Raw genomic sequence first — 18,133 nt, forward strand, 5'->3', positions numbered from 1 at the left:
CAGGAACAAACGCAAGAGCCGAAACAATTGCCAACGATCGAGGCAGGACGCGCCGCCTGCGATCCGCTATGGCGCCCTCATGTTCACGGCTGCCATCCATTTCCCCGGCGCGATCGATCCGGAGCGCATCGACGCCCTCGCCGATACCCTGGCGGCCCTCGTGGCCGGCGTCGCGGCGGGCGTGGTGGGCGATGCGGTGATCGCCGCCGAACACCCGGACGATCCGGAGGTCGCCACCATGGCGGAGAGCACCGGCGCGGCCCTGGCAGCGCGGGGGCGGAGCCCCTGGATGGCGGCGGCCGGATTGGCGCGCCGGCCCTGGATGCTGTGCCTGGAGGCCGGGGACGTGCCGGCGGAGGGCTGGATCCGGGTGCTCGACCGGTTCGGCGCCACGGCGAACCCCGAGGCGGTCGGCCGCCTGCGCCGGCCGCATGCCGCCCTGTTCGAGCGGATCGCCGGACGGCGCGAGGCACTGACCGGCACCCGCCAGGTGCGGGCCGGCGACCTCGTGCGGGTCGACGCGCTGCGGGCGGGGCTTCCCTTCCGCGCCCGCCTGCCGGTCAGGCCCCTGCGGGGGTCGCTGCTCCGGAGCTGACGGCGCCGCGCTTCAGGTGCTCGTCGAGGCGCGGCATGATCTCGACGAAGTTGCACGGCCGGTGCCGGTAATCGAGCTGGGCTGCCAGGATGCCGTCCCAGGCGTCCCGGCAGGCGCCGGGCGAGCCCGGCAGCACGAACACGTAGGTGGCGGCAACGACCCCGGCGGTGGCGCGCGATTGCAGCGTCGAGGTGCCGATCTTGTCGTAGGAGATGCGGTGGAAGATGGCGGAGAAGCCGTCCATCCGCTTCTCGAACAGGGGCTCCAGCGCCTCGGGCGTCACGTCGCGGCCGGTGAAGCCGGTGCCGCCGGTGGTGATGACGACATCGACTGCCGGGTCCGCCGCCCAGGCCTTCACCTGGGAGCGGATCGCCTCGACCTCGTCCGGCACGATCGCCCGGGCGGCCAGGCGGTGGCCCGCGCCCGCCAGGCGCTCGGCGAGCGTGTCGCCGGAGCGGTCGTCGGCCTCCGTGCGGGTATCCGAGACGGTGAGCACCGCGATCGACAGCGGCACGAAGTCCCGGGCGAGGTCGAGACCCGCCATCAGAGCTGCGAGGCCCGGAAGGTGTCGCAGGACTGGGTCTGACCGCTGCGGTAGCCGGTCTGGAACCAGCGCATGCGCTGGGCCGAGGAGCCGTGGGTGAAGGAATCCGGCACCACGTAGCCCTGGCTCTGCTTCTGGAGCTTGTCGTCGCCGATGGCACTCGCCGCCTGCATCGCCTCCTCGATGTCGCCCGGCTCGAGGGCGTTAAAGCGGTCGTTCGAGTTCTTGGCCCAGACGCCGGCGAGGCAATCGGCCATCAGTTCGACGCGGACCGAGAGGGCGTTCGACTCGCGCTCGCCGACTTGCTGCTGCTTCTGCTGCACCTTGGGCAGGATGCCGAGCACGTCCTGGACGTGGTGGCCGACCTCGTGGGCGATCACGTAGGCATAGGCGAAGTCGCCCTTGACGTGGAATTTCTGCTCCATCTCCTTGAAGAAGGAGGTGTCGAGATAGACCTTCTTGTCGAGCGGGCAGTAGAACGGCCCCATCGCGGCCCGGGCCTGGCCGCAGCCGCTGCGGGTGCCGCCGGTATAGAGCACCATCGTGGTCGGGGTGTACTGGCGCCCGGTCTGGTTCGGCAGCACCGTCTTCCACACGTCCTCGGTGTTGCCGAGGATCGCGGCGGCGAACTTGCCGGTCTGGTCGGCGGGGGCGCCGGTGCGCCGGTCCGGCTGCTGGCCCTGCTGCTCCTGCGGTGCGCGCGGGCGGGACATCTGCTCGGCCCCGCCGATCAGGATCGCCGGGTTGATGCCGGTGACCCAGCCGATGATGCACAGGATCACGACGGTGCCGATGCCCAGGCCACCGGCGCCGCCGCCCGGAAACCCGAATCCGCCGCCGCCGCCACCCTCGCCACGGCGGTCTTCGACGTTGTCGGAGGTGCGAAAATCTTCCCAGCGCATGTCAGCGTCCCGTCGGCCCGTGAACCTTGGCCGCGACGGCTACGCGGCGCAGGCGAAAGGCTCAAGAGTAATCGACCAGCGCCGGCACGGTTCCGCTTCGTCGCACGCGCGGCCGTCAGCGCCCACCCTCGTCGAGGGCCGCCCGCAGGGCCCGGAAGTCGCGCCAGGCGAGGCGCTTCTGGAGCGGCTGGCGCAGCAGGTAGGCCGGATGCAGGGTGGCGAGCAGCCGGATCTCGCGCCTGTCGGTGCGGTAGGGAAACCAGCGGCCGCGGGATTTCAGGATGCCGTCCTTGGTGCCGGCCAGCGCCTGGGTGGCGACGCCGCCGAGGCAGACCAGGATGTCGGGATCGGCGAGCGCGATCTGCCGCTCGATGAACGGCCTGCAAGTCGCGAGTTCCTGCGGGGTCGGGTTGCGGTTGCCCGGCGGGCGCCAGGGGACGACGTTGCCGACATAGGCGTTGGTCCGGTCGAGCCCGACCGCCGCCATCATCCGGTCGAGGAGTTGGCCCGAGCGGCCCATGAACGGTTTTCCGATCCGGTCCTCGTCGGCCCCCGGCGCCTCGCCGACGAACATCACCCGCGCCTGCGGGTTGCCGTCGGCGAAGACGAGATTCTTTGCGGTGAAGCGGAGCGCGCAGCTCTCGAACCGGGCCAGCAGGCCTTCCAGCTCCTCCAGGCTCGCGGCGGTGGCGGCGAGTTCGCGGGCATCGCCCGCCGCCTCGCCGGGGGCCGCGGCGGCCGAGCGGCCATAGGTGCTCTGCGCTTCCACGCGCGGCGCCCCCTGGTGAGGGCTTTCCTGGCGAGGGCTTTCCTGGCGAGGGATCTCCCGGCGGGGGAGTTCCCGGCCGGGAGCCTCCTGCCTGGAGGGCTCCTGCCCCGCGGGCGCCGCCCAGTCCGCCCCGTCATCGACGGGTGAAGCCCGGCGCAGGGGCGCCTCGGAGGCCGCGTCCTCGTTCCGGGCGGCGCGGCGCGGCGCCTCCGGCTCGGCAAAGCGGTCGTGCGGCGTCTCGTCCAGCGCGGCATCGACGCCCGCCGCGACGTGGAAGTCGAGGAAGGAGAGCAGGTCGCGGCTGTCGGGAGCGTCAGGGGTCATGGGGATGATGTGGCGTGCCGCGCGGCTGTGGACAACAGGCGCGACAGGACGCGCACAGGCATTCTCGCGCGGGAGACCCGTCGCCGATGCTTGCGCCGGGGGACACGCCGTCGCACGGTCCGGCCGACGGAACCGCTTGAGGCGGGCCGAGATCGTTTATATGTGAACTAATCAGAGACCAGGGAGGACCAGGATGGAGCTGCCGGAACGCGAGGCGATGGACTTCGACGTGGTGATCGTCGGAGCGGGCCCGGCCGGGCTGGCTGCCGCCATCCAGCTGAAGCAACTCGCCGCCGAGGCCGGCACCGAGGTGTCGGTGGTGGTGGTCGAGAAGGGCAGCGAGGTCGGCGCCCACATCCTGTCGGGCGCGGTGATCGACCCGAGCGGCCTCGATTCCCTGGCCCCCGGCTGGCGCGAGGACCCGGACCGCCCCCTCAAGACCGAGGTGGTGAAGGACGAGTTCCTGTTCCTCGGGCCGGCGGGCGGCGTGTCGCTGCCGAACATCGCCTTCCCGAAGCTGATGAGCAACCACGGCAACTTCGTGGGCTCGCTCTCCAACGTGACCAAGTATCTCGGCCGCAAGGCGGAGGAACTGGGCGTCGAGATCTATCCGGGCTTCCCGGCCGCCGAGATCCTCTATGACGAGGCCGGCGCGGTGGTCGGCATCGCCACCGGCGATCTCGGCATCGCCCGCTCGGGCGAGGCGCGGGACGACTTCACCCGCGGCATGGAGCTGCGCGCCAAGTACACGGTGTTCGGCGAGGGCGCCCGCGGCTCGCTGACGAAGAAGCTGATCGACCGCTACCGTCTCAACCAGCATTCCGACCACCAGAAGTACGGACTCGGCGTCAAGGAGCTGTGGCAGGTCAAGCCGGAGAAGTTCCAGCCCGGTCTGGTGCGGCACTCGATGGGCTGGCCCTTGCCGAACAAGGCCGGCGGTGGCTCCTGGCTCTACCATTTCGACGACCACCTGGTCTCGGTCGGGTTCGTCACGCACCTGAACTACGAGAACCCGACCCTGTCGCCGTTCGAGGAGTTCCAGCGCTTCAAGACCCACCCGATGATCCGGGACGTGTTCGAGGGCGCCAAGCGCATCGGCTACGGCGCGCGGGCCATCATGGAGGGCGGCTGGCAGTCGGTGCCCAAGCTCGTCTTCCCGGGCGGCTGCCTCGTCGGCGACTCGGCCGGCTTCGTCAACGTGCCCCGCATCAAGGGCTCGCACAACGCGGTGCTGTCGGGCATGCAGGCCGCGGGCGCGATCCACGAGGCGCTCGCCGCCGGCCGCGCCCAGGACGAGCTGACCTCCTACGAGGAGGGCTGGCGCTCGAGCCCGATCGGCTACGACCTGAAGCGGGTGCGCAACGTCAAGCCGCTCTGGTCGAAGTACGGCACGGTGGTGGGCGTGGGCTTAGGGGGCCTCGACATGTGGCTCAACGAGCTCGCCGGCCTGTCGCTGTTCGGCACGCTCAGCCACGGCAAGCCGGATTACGCCTGCACCAAGCCGCTCAAGGACGTGACACCGATCAAGTATCCCCGGCCCGACGGGGTGCTGACCTTCGATCGCCTGTCGTCGGTCTACCTGTCCAACACCAACCACGAGGAGGACCAGCCGGTCCACCTCCAGGTCAAGGACATGGGCCTGCAGAAATCCTCCGAGCACGACGTGTTCGGCGGGCCGTCCGGCCGCTATTGCCCGGCCGGCGTCTATGAGTGGGTCGAGGAGGGCGGTGCACCGCGCTACCAGATCAACGCGCAGAACTGCGTCCACTGCAAGACCTGCGACATCAAGGACCCGAACCAGAACATCAACTGGGTGACGCCGGAAGGTCCGGGCGGTCCGAACTACGTGAATATGTGAGAGAAAGGGTCAGGCTTGCTTCGCGGGCCTGACCCTCTTCCATCTCACAGGGTCGTTCCGGGGCCGCGCAGCGGAGCCCGGAATCCAGATGCGCGGTGTTTTCCGACGACGACGCAACGGTCACCGCCTCATCCTGCACCATCCGCGGTTCTGGATCCCGGGCTCCGCTGCGCGGCCCCGGGATGACTCGGAGGGTGTAACGAACCGGGTCGCGATCGAGCCTCACGCCGCCCGGACCGTCGCGAGGAACCGCCCCACCTCCCCGCGCAGGTGCTCGGACTGACGCGACAGCTCGCTCGCCGCCGACAGGACCTGGCTCGCCGCGGCCCCGGTCTCGTCGGCCGCGCCCGCGACCTGGACGACGCTGCCCGTCACCTCGCCGGTGCCCGCGGCGGCTTGCGCCACGTTGCGGACGATCTCCTGGGTCGCCGCGCCCTGCTCCTCCACCGCCGCCGCGATGGCGGTCGAGGCCAGGCTGATCTCGCCGATCTGCCCGGCGATGCCGCCGATCGCCGCCACCGCCTGCTCGGTCGAGCCCTGGATGCGGGCGATCTGGCCGGCGATCTCCGAGGTCGCCCGGGCGGTCTGGCCGGCCAGTTCCTTGACCTCGGCGGCGACGACCGCGAAGCCGCGGCCCGCCGCCCCGGCCCGCGCCGCCTCGATCGTCGCGTTGAGCGCGAGCAGGTTGGTCTGGTCGGCGATCGACGAGATCAGCGCCAGCACGTCGCCGATTCTCGCCGCGCCGTGACGTAGATCGTGGACGAGGCGGGCGGTCTCGCCCGCCGCCGCCGCCGCGCTCCGGGCCATCTCGGCGGACGACCCGACCCGGGCGCCGATCTCATGCACCGAGGTCCCGAGCTGCGCGGCCGCCGCCGCGACCGTCGCGACGGTCGACGACGCCTCCTCGGCGGCGGCGGCGACGCTGCTGCTCTGGTCCGCCGTGCGGCCGGCGATCTCGCTCATGCCGCGGGCGGTCGCCTCCATCTCGGAGGCCGCCGCGGTCACCGCCGCGAGGACGCCGCCGACAGCGCCCTCGAACCGGTCGGCCAGCTCGCGCAGGGCCGCGGTGCGCTGCGCCTCGGCCCCTGCGCGGGCGAGGGCCGCCTCCTCTTCCAGGGCGGCGGCGCGGGCGAGGCCGTCGCGCAGCTGCACCATCGCGGCGGCCATCGCGCCGATCTCGCTGCGCGACGAGGCCGCCGGCACCGGGACGGCGAGGTCGCCGGCGGTGAGGCGGCGCATCGCCTCGATCATCCGGGCGAGCGGCCCGGTCACGCCGCGCACCAGCAGGAACGCCCCGCCGCCCAGAGCCGCGCAGGCCCCGGCCAGGATGGCGAGCGAGGCCATGAACCAGGCCTCGCTCGCCCGGCTCTCCGCCGCGACGATCGCGCCGAGCGAGACGGTGGCCGCCTCCCGGGCCCGGGCGATGCCGGCGATGACGTCGGTGGCCTGGGCGAACCAGTCCTCGGCGGTCACGGGATAGGGCTCGCGGGCGGCGCCGGCCTTGAGCACCGCCGCCCGGGTCGCCTCGAACGCCTCGACCCGGCGACGCGCCGCCGCCAGGGCGTCCCGGAACTCCGCAGAGAGGGCGGATGCGGAGGCGTGGGCCTGGGCGAGCGCCGCCTCGACGCGCCCGGCGAGGCTCGCGAAGGCGCGGACCTGCTCCACCGCCAGCCCCTGGCGCCCGGCGATCGCCGCGTTGAGCCGCCCGCGCTCGCGGCCGGCGAACTCGCCCGCGTCCCAGAGCGCCCGCTTGATGTCGAGGCCGTGATGCAGCGTCCCCGGCACCGAGCCGGCGATGTCGGCCCGCACCGCGTCGAACAGGGCCTGCTCGCGGGCGATCATGCCGGTCGCCGCCGGAAACCAGGACGCCGCGAGCTCGGCATCGGGCGTGCCGGCGAGCACGCGGTCGACCCGCGCGCGCAAGGAGGCGAGGCTGCGTCGCGCCTCGTCGAGGGCCGCCGACGCCGTCGCCACCGCCTCGCCCCGCCGCAGGCCGTCCAGGGCGGCGGCGAGCCGGCGATCCCCCTCCTTGCGCAGCCGCGCCAGGGTCGGGTGCTCCGAGGCCGCCGGCGGCTTGACGAGCCAGCCATTGGTCAGGCCCCGCTCGGCCGCCAGGGACGCCGCAGCGGCGGCGAGCCCGTCAGTCACCCGGTTGGCCTCGGCTGCACGTCGCATGATGTCGGCCCGGTTCCAGGCTTCGATGACTTGTAAGGCAGTCAGCCCAAGAAAGAGGCAGCCGATCAAACTCAGGATCAGGAATATTTGTCTACGTAGCGACATGTTCGGCGACTCTGGAAATCGACTTGCGAGTTCCAGGCTACCTATCGCGGTGATTGCTTAAGATAGCTCTTACAACCGAATACCAGGGCCATATCACCGTAAGCTGTCGCGCGGAGCCGCGCGCCGGCCGGGCCGTGCGGCCGGCCGCCCCCGACACATCGCCGCCGCCGTTTGGTCTTGCCGCTGCCCCGCGCAGGGTCCAATGTCGCGCCGATTTCGCGTGCCGGCTCCGCGGCCGGCGCGATCACGGAGCCACGAGTTTGGTGCTCAAGACCCGAATCCCCGCCCCCCGCCGCGGATCTGCGCGCGTCGCGCTGGCCCTCCTCCTCGCCGCCTCGACGGCGCCGGCCCTCGCGGCGCGGCTGCCGGCGCGGGAGATCGCGGCCCCGCAGGCCTACGAGCCGGCGGATTCGCTGGAAGGCAACTTCCTCGCCGCCTACATCGCCGGCGCCTCTCGCGACACGGCCGCTGCCGCCACGTTCTACCGCGAGGCGGTGAAGGGCGACCCCCGCAACGCCGAACTCCTCGAACGCTCCTTCGTCGCCCTGCTCGCCGACGGCTCGCTGCCGGAAGCGTTCCGGGCCGCCGAGCGGCTGACGGCGCGGGACGGGGCCAACGGCCTGGCCCAGCTCGCGCTCGGCGTGCAGAAGATCAAGGCCAAGCAATACGCCGCGGCGCGCCAGAACCTCCAGCGCGGCGGCAAGGGCGCGGCGGCCGACCTGACCTCGACCCTGCTGACCGCATGGTCCTATGCCGGGGCCGGCGAAGGCAAGAAGGCGCTCGAGACCATCAACAAGCTCAAGGGCGAGCGCTACTACAACGTCTTCCGCGACTACCACGCGGGCCTGATCGCCGCGCTCGTCGGCGACAAGGTCGAGGCGGAGCGCCGGCTGAAATCGGCCTACGACGCCGACCGCAACACGCTTCGCATCGTCGATGCCTATGGCCGCTTCGAGGCGGATTCCGGCCGGCCCGACCTCGCGGTGGCGGCCTACCAGGAATTCGACAACGTCCTGCCGCGCCATCCGATCGTGCGCGACGCCCTCGACAAGCTGAAGGCCGGCAAGCCGCTCACGCCGCTCATCACCTCGGCCCAGGAGGGCGCCGCGGAGGTGCTCTACGGCCTCGGCTCGGCCGGAACCTCGCAGGGCGACGAACTGCCGGCGGTGGTTTACCTGCGCCTCGCGCTCTACCTCGCCCCCGAGCATTCGCTGGCCCTGCTGACGCTGGCCGACACGCTCGAGCGGATGAAGGCGCCCGACCGGGCGAACGAGGTCTTCGCCCGGATGCCGGCGAACTCGCCGCTCAAGCTCAACGCCGACATCCAGATCGGCCTCAACCTCGAGCAGATGGGCAAGGGCGAGGAGGCGATCGCGCATCTCGATCAGGTCGCCAAGACCTATCCCAACGACATCGACGTGATCTCGGCGCTCGGCAACGTCCAGCGCTCGCGCAAGAAATACGCCGAGTCGGCCCAGACCTACACCAAGGCGATCGACCTGATCGGCGACCAGCCGGCGCGCAACTACTGGACCCTGTACTACTTCCGCGGCACGTCCTACGAGCGGGCCAAGGAATGGCCGAAGGCCGAGGCCGACCTGAAGAAGGCTCTGGAGCTGGTGCCGACGACGCAGCCCAACGGCCGGGCCCAGGTGCTCAACTACCTGGCCTATTCCTGGGTCGACCAGAACATGAACATCGACGAGGCCTTCCGCATGCTGAAGCAGGCGGTCGACCTCCAGCCGCGCGACGGCATGATCATCGACAGCCTCGGCTGGGCCTATTACCGCCTCGGGCGCTGGGACGACGCGGTGCGCGAGCTGGAAAAGGCCATCGAGTTGAAGCCCGGCGACCCGACCATCAACGACCACCTCGGCGACGCCTACTGGCGCTCTGGCCGGCGGCTCGAGGGCAAGTTCCAGTGGCAGCACGCCAAGGACCTGAACCCCGAGCCGGAGGACCTGGCGAAGATCGAGGCCAAGCTGAAGGACGGGCTGCCGGAGCTGGAGAAGCCCGCCGCCACCGCCGAGACCCAGCCCGCCCCGGCGGCGCCGCAGCCCGAGATGCCGAAGGGCGCCCCGGCCCCGACCGAGCCGCCGGCGATGGGCACGGAGACGAAGAGCGGGGGCTGACGCCCCCACTCCCTTCCGCAAGCCGAGATGAGACTGTGGGCGCGGTGCCGGAGGGTGCCGCGCCCTCTGCCCGTTGAGAGAGACGCCCACGTGCCTGCCTTCGCTACCCGCGCCCCCGCCAAGATCAACCTGACCCTGCACGTGCTCGGCCGGCGCCCCGGCGACGGCTACCACGCCCTGGAGAGCCTGGTGGTCTTCGCCGGCTCGAATGCGGGCGACCTGCTCGCCCTGGAGCCGGGGCCGGTGCTGGATCTCACTGTCACCGGCCCGACCGCCGGCCCCGCCGGCCCGACCGACGACAACCTGGTGATGCGGGCGGCCCGCCACCTCGCCGCCGAGATCCCGAACCTGAAGGTCGGGCGGTTTCGCCTGGTGAAGCGCCTGCCGGTGGCGGCGGGGATCGGCGGCGGTTCGTCGGACGCGGCGGGCGCGCTGCGGCTGCTCGGCCGCCTCAACGGCCTGTCCCCGGATCACCCGGCCCTGATGGCGGCGGCGCGGCGCACCGGCGCCGACGTGCCGGTCTGCCTCGATCCGCGGGCCCGGATGATGCGCGGCGCCGGCGAGGCGCTCGGTCCGGCGCTGACCCTGGCGCCCCTGCCGGCGGTGCTGATCAATCCCGGCGTGCCGGTCGAGACGGCGCCGGTGTTCCGGGCACTGGGGCTCACGGTCGGCGAGGCGCATCCGCTCGCCGCGCAGGCCCATCCGGCGCTCGACGGCGTGGAGGAGCGCGACGCGCTGATCGCCCGCATCCTGCCGGCCCGCAACGATCTCGAGGCCCCGGCCCTCACGGTGGCGCCGGTGATCGGCGACACGCTCGCGGCCCTGCGCGACCAGCCGGGCTGCCGGCTCGCCCGGATGTCGGGCTCGGGCGCCACGGTGTTCGGGCTGTTCGGCCATCGCTCGGCGGCGGTGGCCGCCGCCCGGGCGATCGCGGCGGCGCAGGCGGGCTGGTGGGTGCGGGCGACGCTGCTGCGCTGAGCGGCGGGGCCCACCACCGGAGGCCGGCGCGTGCGGACCCGCCATGCCCTGCCGGCAGGGTGACGGCGTCACGCTGTCGGCCGACCCCTCATCCGCCCCGTGACGGATCGACGGGATCGCGAGGCCCCGGCGCCTACTGGCCGGCGGCGACGGCCGGCTCGGGCGTCGCGGCGGCGGTCTGGGGCACCGGGGGCGCGGGCTTGCGCAGGACGAAGTGGCGGAACTCCACCGGGCGCCGCGGCGGCAGCGGCACCTTGGGACCGGCCTCGGGCTCGGGCAGGGCGGCGGCGGGATCGAGGGACGCGACCGTCGTGGTGGCGGCGGCCGGGGCGGCCGGCGCGGGAGTCGCCGCGAGGCTGACCGTCTGGCCGGAGGTCGGGAACGGCAGGCCGGCGACGGCGGAATGACCCGCATAGGCCAGGACCGCGCCGGGGGCCGGAGCCGGGGCGGCGTGGAAGGCCAGGGAAGCCGGGCGGACCGGCGGCAGCGGCACGGTGACGACCGGATCGGCAGCGGCTTGCGCCGCAGCCTCGGGCGCCTGGACCTGTGCGGCGGCGGGTTGGTAGGCGGCGAGGGCCTGCGGGGCCGCCGGCGGCGGCAGCGTGTATTGGGGTGCCGCGCCGGGCTGGGCGACGGCGCTCGACAGGGCGGCGACCGACGGATCGGCGGAGGCCGTGGCGGTCGTGGCCGGCTGGCGGGCCCCGAACACGTTGCCGAGGAACCGGTTGAGCGGGTTGGTGGGAAGCTCCCGGACCGGCGGCGCCTCGAGCTCGGCCACGTCGGTGCGGATGCCCGCCCGCTTGGCGGCGTAGTAGTAGCCGCGGGCGTAGTAGCTGTAGGCCTGGGCCTCGTTGCCGTGCGCGGTCTTGTAGGCACCGGCGAGGTAGGCGACGCCGTAGGTCAGGTTGATCTTGGCGTCGAGGAGGCCGGCGGCCGGGCCGCTATAGCCCAGCGCACGGGCGGTGCCGTGCTTGATCTGCATCAGGCCCATCGCGCCGCCGCGGCCGACGGCGCGGGGATTGTAGCCGCTCTCCCGCTTCACCACCCGGTGGATGAAGCTCGCCGGGACGCCGTTGGCCTTGGCATGCGCCTCGATCAGCGCGTCGATGTTGTCGCGAGCGGGGCTCACCTGCGCCGTGGCGGGGAGCGGCGCCGCGACGACGACGGCGATGAGGAGGCGCTTGCGCATGCAACAACCTGCTGGAGGGAGCCGGTGCGCTGCCGCACCGACGGGAAGGCCCACCCTGCTCCGGTCCAAATGCGGCGGTAAAGAGACTTGGCCGTTCCACCCCCCGACTTGGCCGTTAACTGAGCCGTCGGATGCCCAGGTTTCGCAGTGCGGTGTGGCGCGGCGGACACAACGGCCAAGCTTTTTCGCGCCCGGCGGCAGGGTCGCGGCGTCTCGTGATTCGGCCGATTCGTCTCAGCGCCGGCCCCCGCCGCCGAATCCGCCGCCCCCGAAACCCTCGCCGCCCGGCCGGCCGAACCCGCCCGGTCCGCCCTGGGGAGCGACGCCGCTCGGACCGCCGAAGCCCTGGCCCCCAGGGCCGCCGAACCCGCCGGGTCCGCCGAAGTGGCCCGTCCCCTCCGCACCCGGCAGGCGCGGATCGATCTCGCCGCGGCCCGGGCCGCCGAAGCGTCCCCCCTCGCCGCCGAACGGCCTCTCGCCGCGGAAGTCGGGGGAGCGGCCGAAGTCACCGGAGCGCCCGCCGGGCTCGCCGCGCGCGCCGCCCTGCGCGCCGGGGGCGCCACCATGCGGACCGCCCCGTGCGCTGCCCGGGCCGCTCCGGACGCCGTCCCGACCCGGACGGCCGGGCTCGCCCGGCCCGCGACCGGTCTCCCGCCCGGCCGGATCCGGCCGCAGGCGCAAGCCGTCGAGGTCGAGCCGGCCGCCGCGCCCGGCCCGTCCATCGAGGATCGCGAGCCCGCCGCCGGCCGGGACGACACCGCCGCGGCCGGTCACCGCGTAGCCGGCCCCGGTGCGGAGCGCGCCGCCCTCGCGGGTCACGTAGGCCTCGATCGAGAGGCGCCGGACCTCGTCGCCGAACGGCTCGCTTGCCGAGACCGCCCGCGTCACCGCGAAGCGGCCGCCCGCGAGGCTGCCGGACGCCACGGCCCGGCCGCCGGCGAGGGCCGTATCGAGGCCAGAGAGCGGCAGGTTGCCGATGCGCAGGGCGCCTCCGGGCCCGCGCCGCACCGGGCCGGCGACGAGGTCCGGCGCGTCGCCGGCCGGGTCGATCCGGCTCGCCGCGATGCTGCCGTCCGGACGGCGCAGCCCGCTCACCGCGACTCGCGCACCGAGCGCCGGCCGCGGCATCTCGGGCGGCAGCCCGGCGGTGGCGACGGTCTGGCCGAGCACGGTCAGCGTGTCGGCGCCGACGCGCTGCACCGGGCCGACCACCTCGTGGATCACCGCGATGCCGGCGGTGGAGAGGCCGCCCTCTCCCGGCTGCGCCCGGCTGCGCACCAGACTTTGGACCACGTGGCCGACGCGCAGGTCGCCGACCCGGGCCGGACGCCCGTCGATCGTCACCAGCACGTCGGGCGGGTAGGCGATGCGCAGGTCGTTGACGATGATGCTGCCGAAGCCCCGGATGGTGCCGACGACGCCGGTGCCGCCGATGCCGCGGTCGCCCTCCTCGTCGGGCCCCGGCCGGAGGCCGGTGCCGCCGATCCCCTGGTCGAGGATCTTGTCCCCGGCGGCCTGCCCGGGCCCGGCGACCGCGAGCCAGCTCGCGCCCGAGAGGAGGCGCAGGAGGCCGCGCCGGGTGACGGAGGGAGCGCGTCGCACGGGCCGCCCCCTTACGCCTTGGGCTCGGGAAGGGGCGCGTCGTCCGCCCGGGCATCCTCGGCGAAGATGTAGATGCCGAAATTCCAGCGCGCCTCGCCGCCCGGATCGGTCTCGCAGGCCGCATGCGCCTCGCGGTTGGCCTGCTGCAACGCCTCCATGGCGATCTCCCGCGCCCGCTCCTCCAACCGCCGCGCCAGCGCGGGCGACAGCCCGTCGTAATGCACGGCGCGCTCCAGGAAGCGCGGCTTCTCCTCCAGGACGTTGGCGACCGCGGCGGCGATGTGGTCGTGCAGGTTGCGGCCGAAATAATAGAGCTGCTGGCTGCCGCCGCCGCTCGGCACGAAGGCGGCCTCGGCCAGCACGATGCGCTCCTCCTCGTCGAGGGTGACGATCCCGCGGTCGAGCCATTCGTCCAGCACCGCCCGCGGGCGCAGGTCCTTGGTCACGGAGGCGACCAGGCTCTCGAAGGACGGGCCGCTCTCGGCCGCCCGCTTCAGGGGCTTGGGCCGGCCGTCGGCCTCGGTGAAGTCGGGTGCGGCGACCCAGCGGGCGATGATGCGGCTGGTGCGCGAGATCGCGGCCGGCACCGCGCTCACCGGCGCGCCGGCCCCGCGCAGGCGCCGCACCTCCTTGCGGTGGATCCCGGTGAGCAGGCTCACCCGGCTGTCGGTCTGGTCCTTGCCGGGCAGGGCGAAGTCGTACTCGGCGACGTTCACGTACAGCTCGCGCAGCAGGTCGGTCAGCGCCGGGAAGGTGATCCCGCTGCGCACGAACAGGCGCACGAGCGGGCGCAGCAGCCGGGCGAGCGGGGCCTGCAGCGCGCCGGCATCGGGCGGCGATCTCGGGTTCGGCTCTGACATCACGGTCGTTGTAGCCCAGGCGCCGTGGGACACAATCCCACGAAAGCGCGGCACAGCGCGATTTCCGATTGACGTGGGAATTTTACCCACATAGATGATTGGCCGTGGTCAGATTTCCCACGCCGCTCGATGCCACAGAGATCCCCGATGGCCAGTGCCCTCCCCCTCGTCTGCCGCGCCGCCGAGCCGCTCACGCTCCCGACGCCCCGCCGCTCCCCGCCGGTCTCGCTGCGGCCGGTCGCGATGCTGGTGCGCGGCCTCGCGGTCATCGCCGGACTGGGACTGCCGGTGGCGGCGGCGACCCTGGCCGACCTCGCCCATCCCGCCACGGCCGTCTCGCCTGGCCGCTGAGGCTTGCCTGCCCAGTGAGACTTGCCTGCCCGCCGAGAGAGGAATTCGTCCCGATGCTCGAAGCCCTGCGCAGCGACCGGCCCCGCCCCGCTCCCCTCGGCCGGGCCTTCCCGGCCCCGGAGATCGACGCGTCCCGCTCCGCCCTCCGCTCCCGGCGCGAACCGGCCGATGGCGGAGACACCCTGATCGTCGCCGCCCTCTGCCTCGTCATCGGCGGCGCGATCCTGCTGGTCGCCCTCCAGGCGATCTGCATCGTCCAGAACCTCTGACCCGGTTCGGACCCGATACCTGACGGCCCGGACGGTCTGCCGCCCCGGCCCCCGTCTTCCCGGGCTTCTTCCCGGGACCTTTGGACCCGCACAGACGGCATCCCCGATGATCAGACCCACCGAAGCGCTTGGCCTTGCCGGCGCGCTCGCCCTCACGGCTGTCCTCGCGTCGCCGGCCGCCGCCGCCGACCTGCCGCGCCGGGCCGCCCCGCCGCCGGCCTTCACCCCCGTCCCGGTCTTCACCTGGACCGGCTTTTATGCCGGCGTGAACGCGGGCGCCGGGTTCGGCGGCGGCGGCAGCTTCACGGACGCCACCTACGGCATCGTGACCCCGGGCAGCCGGGACGCCGCCTTCGTGGGCGGCGGCCAGATCGGCTACAATTATCAGGTCACGCCGGGCTCCGGCTTCGTGATCGGCGCCGAGGCCGACATTCAGGGCACCACCTTCGGGCGGTCCCGCAGCGGTCTCGTCGGCACCACGACCTTCTACGACGTCGGCCCGAGCCTCGACTGGTTCGGCACGGTGCGCGGCCGGATCGGCTACGCCTTCGACCGCTTCCTGGTCTACGGCACCGGCGGCTTCGCCTATGGCGGCGGCAGCAATCCGGCGAACGCCTCCACCTATACCGGCACCCTGCCCGGGACCTTCCGCACCGGCTGGACCGCCGGCGGCGGCGTCGAATACGCCTTCACCGAGCGCCTGAGAGCCCGGATCGAGGCGCTCTATGTCAGCCTCGACCGCAACGGCGGCAGCGGCGGCCTCGTCTACGACACGGCGACAGCCGCCTATTACGGCCTCGGCAAGCCCAAGGCGGAGTTCGGCGTGGTGCGCGCCGGACTGAACTACCGGTTCTCGACGGACTGACCCCAGCAGGCCGCGTCGGGAAGGAGCCGGAGGCGATGCGGGAGCATCGCCTCCGGTTTTCTTCGACGGACCGCCCTCGAGCATGTTTCGACGGCGTGGATACCGGTTCGCCGAAGAAAATTCGTCAAGAGCCACGAATCAGCGCGCTTCACGGTGACAGCATGATCGTGAAGCGCTCCAGGCGGGCGGTCCGACTACTTGTCGAGGGCGTTCTCGATGACGTCCTTGGCCTTGCCACGCTCCTGCTGCGCCTGGCCCCGCAGCTTCTGCTCGCGCCCCTCGGCCTTCAGCGACTCGTCCTCCGTCAGGTTGCCGACGCCGCGCTTGGCGCTGCCGACCGCCTCGTTGGCGAGGCCCTTGAGCCGGTCGACCGCGCCCGCCGTCGTCGGCGTGTCGTCGGCGAGGGCGGGCCCCACGGAAGCGAGGGCGAGGCCCAGAACGGCGCCACGAAGCGCCGCGATGCGGATGGTACTCATGCGGGAAATCCCGACAGTTTCAGGGGAGCGCGGTCATACCGGCCGATACCGTCGGGGCAATGATGCGCCCCTACCAGATCGGGGCGCCGGATACCGGTACGGGGCCGACTGCCGCGGCGGCCCGGTTGGACGGCTACGCCTTCGTATCGATCAGCTGCGCGACCCGGCGCAACGCCAGGAGATATCCCTGCGTGCCGAGCCCCGCGATCACCCCGTCGGCGCGCAGCGAGACGTAGGAGTGATGGCGGAAGGCCTCGCGCTTGTGGACGTTCGAGATGTGCACCTCGATCACCGGCGCCTCGACGGTGTTGAGCGCGTCGAGGATCGCCACCGAGGTATGGGTGAAGGCCGCCGGGTTGATGACGAGGCCGCCGGCCGTCTCGCGCGCCTCGTGGATCCAGTCGATGATCTCGTATTCGCGGTTCGACTGGTGGAAGCGGATCTCCAGGTTAAGCTCGGCGGCGAGCATCCGGCACGCGGCCTCGACGTCGGCGAGCGTCTCGCTGCCGTAGATGTGCGGCTGGCGCTTGCCGAGCAGGTTCAGGTTCGGGCCGTTCAGCACGTAGACGAGGCGGCTCATGAGGGGCTCCTTGGCGGGGTACGGAGAAGCGCGTTAGGCGCCCGTCCGCGGCCTTGCGTCAACTGCCGCCAGAGCCGGACGGCATCGCCACGATAGGCGAACGGCATTGGCCCGCGGGGGTCTGCGGCGGCGATGATCCTCCTCGACGAAGCGGGACATCCGGCCCCGCTCCCCACGAGGATCGCCTCCGATGCGCAGCCTTCTCTTCGCCGGCGCCGTGCTCGCCGCCGTCTCGACCGTTCCCGCCCAGGCCTGGACCCAGTCGCTCCTGCATCCCGAAAGCCGAGGCGCGGCCATCGTCGCCGCGATGCCGGCCCCCCCGCACTATACCCGTTACGACGAGCCCGGCATCCGGGCAGCGCGCCGGGTGCCGCCGCCGGTCCGCGCCACGGTCGCGCCGGTGCGGCCCTCCGACCCGCCGGCCTGGCCCTCCTGCCCGTGGTGCTGACGAGGGCGTCGTTCCCGGCCGGCCTCCGCGGTGTTAGCCTCCAGACCGTCCCCGACCGTCGGGGCCCTTCGGTGCGAGGCCGATGCTGCGGAGGGCGACGATGGAGATGCACCAGATCCGCTACTTCCTGGCGCTCTGCGAGGAGCACAACTTCACCCGGGCGGCCCAGGCCTGCCACGTCACCCAGCCCTCCCTCACCCGGGCGATCCACTTCCTCGAAGAGGAGCTGGGCGGGGCCCTGTTCCACCGCGAGCGCACCGGAACGCGGCTCTCCGAGCTCGGCCGCACCGTGCGGCCCTACCTGGAGGAGGTGTTTGCCAAGGCGCAGGCGGCCCAGGAGGAGGCCCGCGCCTTCGGCCGGCAGCGGCGCGCCCGCCTGACGCTGGGGGTGATGTGCACCATCCAGCCCGATGCCCTCGTCGGGCTCATCGGGGGCTTACGGTCGCGGCACCCGGACCTCGAGCTCGACATCGTCGATGCCAGTGCCGGGGCCCTCGAGGAACGCCTGCTGGCGGGGTCGCTCGAGGTCGCGCTCTATTGCCTGCCGGGCCGCGAGCCCGATCCGCGGCTCCACCACCTCGCGCTGTTCCGCGAGCCGATGGTGATCGCGGTGGCGGCCGGGCACCCGCTCGCCGCGCTCGATTCGGTCCGCCCGCGGGATCTCGGCGGCCAGCACTACGTGCATCGCCTCAACTGCGAGTTCCGCGGCGTCGCCGGCCCGATCTGGGAGGCGCAAGGGTGCAGCGACTGCGAGACGATCTACCGGAGCGAGCGCGACGACTGGATCCTGGCGATGATCGCCTCCGGGCTCGGCTTCGGCTTCATGCCGCGCTCCTGCGTCACCCATCCCGGCGTGGTCGCCCGCCCGCTGGTCGAGCCGGAATTCTGGCGCGAGGTCAACCTCGTCACCGTCCGCGGCCGGCCGCACGCCCCGGCGGTCGGCGCGCTCCTGCGCGAGGCGATGCGGGCGGAGTGGTTCGGCGCGCCGGCGCTCGCGACCGAGCGCGAGCGGGCGCGGGACGGCGAGGGTTGAGGCCGCCGGACCTGACACGCTCACTGTCATCCCGAGGCCGCGAAAGCGGAACCCGGGATGACACTGTGTCTGTGAGCA

Annotated in this window: 18 protein-coding genes; 9 read left to right on the top strand and 9 right to left on the bottom strand. The window is 72.9% G+C overall.

What is annotated here, in order from left to right:
* Positions 1-79: 79 nt before the first annotated feature.
* Positions 80-595 (top strand): hypothetical protein, encoded by a 516-nt coding sequence (locus F1D61_RS23140; protein ID WP_203154437.1) that lies wholly within the window; start codon positions 80-82, stop codon positions 593-595.
* Here F1D61_RS23140 and moaB read toward each other — a convergent pair.
* The 3 genes from moaB to F1D61_RS23155 form a co-directional block, all read right to left on the bottom strand.
* Positions 561-1,139, bottom strand: coding sequence for a molybdenum cofactor biosynthesis protein B (moaB, locus tag F1D61_RS23145; protein ID WP_203154438.1), 579 nt, complete (start codon positions 1,137-1,139; stop codon positions 561-563). The genes F1D61_RS23140 and moaB overlap by 35 nt on opposite strands.
* Positions 1,139-2,041: a KPN_02809 family neutral zinc metallopeptidase gene (gene ypfJ, locus F1D61_RS23150; protein ID WP_203154439.1), complete on the bottom strand. Its 903-nt coding sequence runs from the start codon at positions 2,039-2,041 to the stop codon at positions 1,139-1,141. The genes moaB and ypfJ overlap by 1 nt, the downstream gene beginning before the upstream one ends.
* A gap of 115 nt (positions 2,042-2,156) precedes the next feature.
* Complete coding sequence (locus tag F1D61_RS23155; protein ID WP_203154440.1) at positions 2,157-3,134, bottom strand: uracil-DNA glycosylase; 978 nt, start codon at positions 3,132-3,134, stop codon at positions 2,157-2,159.
* A 193-nt stretch (positions 3,135-3,327) separates the two neighbouring features.
* Here F1D61_RS23155 and F1D61_RS23160 point away from each other — a divergent pair, with 193 nt between their 5' ends.
* Positions 3,328-4,992 carry an electron transfer flavoprotein-ubiquinone oxidoreductase gene (locus tag F1D61_RS23160; RefSeq protein WP_203154441.1) on the top strand — a complete coding sequence of 555 codons (1,665 nt, stop codon included), beginning with the start codon at positions 3,328-3,330 and terminating at the stop codon, positions 4,990-4,992.
* 222 nt (positions 4,993-5,214) lie between these two features.
* Here the strand turns inward: F1D61_RS23160 and F1D61_RS23165 are convergent, their stop codons facing one another.
* Positions 5,215-7,167: a methyl-accepting chemotaxis protein gene (locus F1D61_RS23165; protein ID WP_203154442.1), complete on the bottom strand. Its 1,953-nt coding sequence runs from the start codon at positions 7,165-7,167 to the stop codon at positions 5,215-5,217.
* Between the two features lie 368 nt (positions 7,168-7,535).
* Here F1D61_RS23165 and F1D61_RS23170 point away from each other — a divergent pair, with 368 nt between their 5' ends.
* Together F1D61_RS23170 and F1D61_RS23175 are read left to right on the top strand one after the other, a co-directional pair.
* Positions 7,536-9,404 (top strand): tetratricopeptide repeat protein, encoded by a 1,869-nt coding sequence (locus F1D61_RS23170; protein WP_432443169.1) that lies wholly within the window; start codon positions 7,536-7,538, stop codon positions 9,402-9,404.
* Between the two features lie 90 nt (positions 9,405-9,494).
* Complete coding sequence (locus F1D61_RS23175; RefSeq protein WP_203154443.1) at positions 9,495-10,382, top strand: 4-(cytidine 5'-diphospho)-2-C-methyl-D-erythritol kinase; 888 nt, start codon at positions 9,495-9,497, stop codon at positions 10,380-10,382.
* Positions 10,383-10,515: 133 nt separating this feature from the next.
* On the opposite strand, the gene F1D61_RS23180 is transcribed toward F1D61_RS23175, so the two are convergent.
* From F1D61_RS23180 to F1D61_RS23190, 3 genes are all read right to left on the bottom strand, one after another.
* The gene (locus F1D61_RS23180) at positions 10,516-11,571 is read right to left on the bottom strand and encodes a transglycosylase SLT domain-containing protein (protein ID WP_203154444.1); all 1,056 of its coding nucleotides are present in this window, start codon (positions 11,569-11,571) and stop codon (positions 10,516-10,518) included.
* Positions 11,572-11,805: 234 nt separating this feature from the next.
* A complete protein-coding gene (locus F1D61_RS23185; RefSeq protein WP_203154445.1) occupies positions 11,806-13,173 on the bottom strand; it encodes a DUF5666 domain-containing protein in 1,368 nt (455 codons plus the stop codon).
* Positions 13,174-13,184: 11 nt separating this feature from the next.
* On the bottom strand, positions 13,185-14,033 hold the full coding sequence (locus F1D61_RS23190; RefSeq protein WP_203154446.1) for a DUF6502 family protein: 849 nt from the start codon (positions 14,031-14,033) through the stop codon (positions 13,185-13,187).
* Between the two features lie 147 nt (positions 14,034-14,180).
* Here F1D61_RS23190 and F1D61_RS23195 point away from each other — a divergent pair, with 147 nt between their 5' ends.
* The 3 genes from F1D61_RS23195 to F1D61_RS23205 all read left to right on the top strand — a co-directional run bounded on the left by F1D61_RS23195 (position 14,181) and on the right by F1D61_RS23205 (position 15,518).
* Positions 14,181-14,384 carry a hypothetical protein gene (locus F1D61_RS23195; RefSeq protein ID WP_203154447.1) on the top strand — a complete coding sequence of 68 codons (204 nt, stop codon included), beginning with the start codon at positions 14,181-14,183 and terminating at the stop codon, positions 14,382-14,384.
* Between the two features lie 53 nt (positions 14,385-14,437).
* Positions 14,438-14,653 (top strand): hypothetical protein, encoded by a 216-nt coding sequence (locus F1D61_RS23200; RefSeq protein WP_203154448.1) that lies wholly within the window; start codon positions 14,438-14,440, stop codon positions 14,651-14,653.
* 106 nt (positions 14,654-14,759) lie between these two features.
* Complete coding sequence (locus tag F1D61_RS23205; protein WP_203154449.1) at positions 14,760-15,518, top strand: outer membrane protein; 759 nt, start codon at positions 14,760-14,762, stop codon at positions 15,516-15,518.
* Positions 15,519-15,712: 194 nt separating this feature from the next.
* Here the strand turns inward: F1D61_RS23205 and F1D61_RS23210 are convergent, their stop codons facing one another.
* Complete coding sequence (locus tag F1D61_RS23210; protein WP_203154450.1) at positions 15,713-15,994, bottom strand: CsbD family protein; 282 nt, start codon at positions 15,992-15,994, stop codon at positions 15,713-15,715.
* 133 nt (positions 15,995-16,127) lie between these two features.
* On the bottom strand, positions 16,128-16,574 hold the full coding sequence (gene aroQ / locus F1D61_RS23215) for a type II 3-dehydroquinate dehydratase (protein WP_203154451.1): 447 nt from the start codon (positions 16,572-16,574) through the stop codon (positions 16,128-16,130).
* A 190-nt stretch (positions 16,575-16,764) separates the two neighbouring features.
* Here aroQ and F1D61_RS23220 point away from each other — a divergent pair, with 190 nt between their 5' ends.
* Positions 16,765-17,022: a hypothetical protein gene (locus tag F1D61_RS23220; protein WP_203154452.1), complete on the top strand. Its 258-nt coding sequence runs from the start codon at positions 16,765-16,767 to the stop codon at positions 17,020-17,022.
* A gap of 100 nt (positions 17,023-17,122) precedes the next feature.
* Complete coding sequence (locus tag F1D61_RS23225; protein WP_203154453.1) at positions 17,123-18,055, top strand: LysR family transcriptional regulator; 933 nt, start codon at positions 17,123-17,125, stop codon at positions 18,053-18,055.
* The last annotated feature ends 78 nt before the right edge of the window (positions 18,056-18,133 follow it).

It is taken from the genome of Methylobacterium aquaticum (genome assembly GCF_016804325.1).
GTDB lineage: Bacteria > Pseudomonadota > Alphaproteobacteria > Rhizobiales > Beijerinckiaceae > Methylobacterium > Methylobacterium aquaticum_C.

What these genes read in the sequence shown, in the direction of transcription:
- F1D61_RS23140 (WP_203154437.1), top strand. Translation starts at nt 80, where the DNA reads ATGTTCACGGCTGCCATCCATTTCCCCGGCGCGATCGATCCGGAGCGC.
- moaB (WP_203154438.1), bottom strand. Translation starts at nt 1,139, where the DNA reads ATGGCGGGTCTCGACCTCGCCCGGGACTTCGTGCCGCTGTCGATCGCG.
- ypfJ (WP_203154439.1), bottom strand. Translation starts at nt 2,041, where the DNA reads ATGCGCTGGGAAGATTTTCGCACCTCCGACAACGTCGAAGACCGCCGT.
- F1D61_RS23155 (WP_203154440.1), bottom strand. Translation starts at nt 3,134, where the DNA reads ATGACCCCTGACGCTCCCGACAGCCGCGACCTGCTCTCCTTCCTCGAC.
- F1D61_RS23160 (WP_203154441.1), top strand. Translation starts at nt 3,328, where the DNA reads ATGGAGCTGCCGGAACGCGAGGCGATGGACTTCGACGTGGTGATCGTC.
- F1D61_RS23165 (WP_203154442.1), bottom strand. Translation starts at nt 7,167, where the DNA reads ATGCGACGTGCAGCCGAGGCCAACCGGGTGACTGACGGGCTCGCCGCC.
- F1D61_RS23180 (WP_203154444.1), bottom strand. Translation starts at nt 11,571, where the DNA reads ATGCGCAAGCGCCTCCTCATCGCCGTCGTCGTCGCGGCGCCGCTCCCC.
- F1D61_RS23190 (WP_203154446.1), bottom strand. Translation starts at nt 14,033, where the DNA reads ATGTCAGAGCCGAACCCGAGATCGCCGCCCGATGCCGGCGCGCTGCAG.
- F1D61_RS23195 (WP_203154447.1), top strand. Translation starts at nt 14,181, where the DNA reads ATGGCCAGTGCCCTCCCCCTCGTCTGCCGCGCCGCCGAGCCGCTCACG.
- F1D61_RS23200 (WP_203154448.1), top strand. Translation starts at nt 14,438, where the DNA reads ATGCTCGAAGCCCTGCGCAGCGACCGGCCCCGCCCCGCTCCCCTCGGC.
- F1D61_RS23205 (WP_203154449.1), top strand. Translation starts at nt 14,760, where the DNA reads ATGATCAGACCCACCGAAGCGCTTGGCCTTGCCGGCGCGCTCGCCCTC.
- F1D61_RS23210 (WP_203154450.1), bottom strand. Translation starts at nt 15,994, where the DNA reads ATGAGTACCATCCGCATCGCGGCGCTTCGTGGCGCCGTTCTGGGCCTC.
- aroQ (WP_203154451.1), bottom strand. Translation starts at nt 16,574, where the DNA reads ATGAGCCGCCTCGTCTACGTGCTGAACGGCCCGAACCTGAACCTGCTC.
- F1D61_RS23220 (WP_203154452.1), top strand. Translation starts at nt 16,765, where the DNA reads ATGCGCAGCCTTCTCTTCGCCGGCGCCGTGCTCGCCGCCGTCTCGACC.
- F1D61_RS23225 (WP_203154453.1), top strand. Translation starts at nt 17,123, where the DNA reads ATGGAGATGCACCAGATCCGCTACTTCCTGGCGCTCTGCGAGGAGCAC.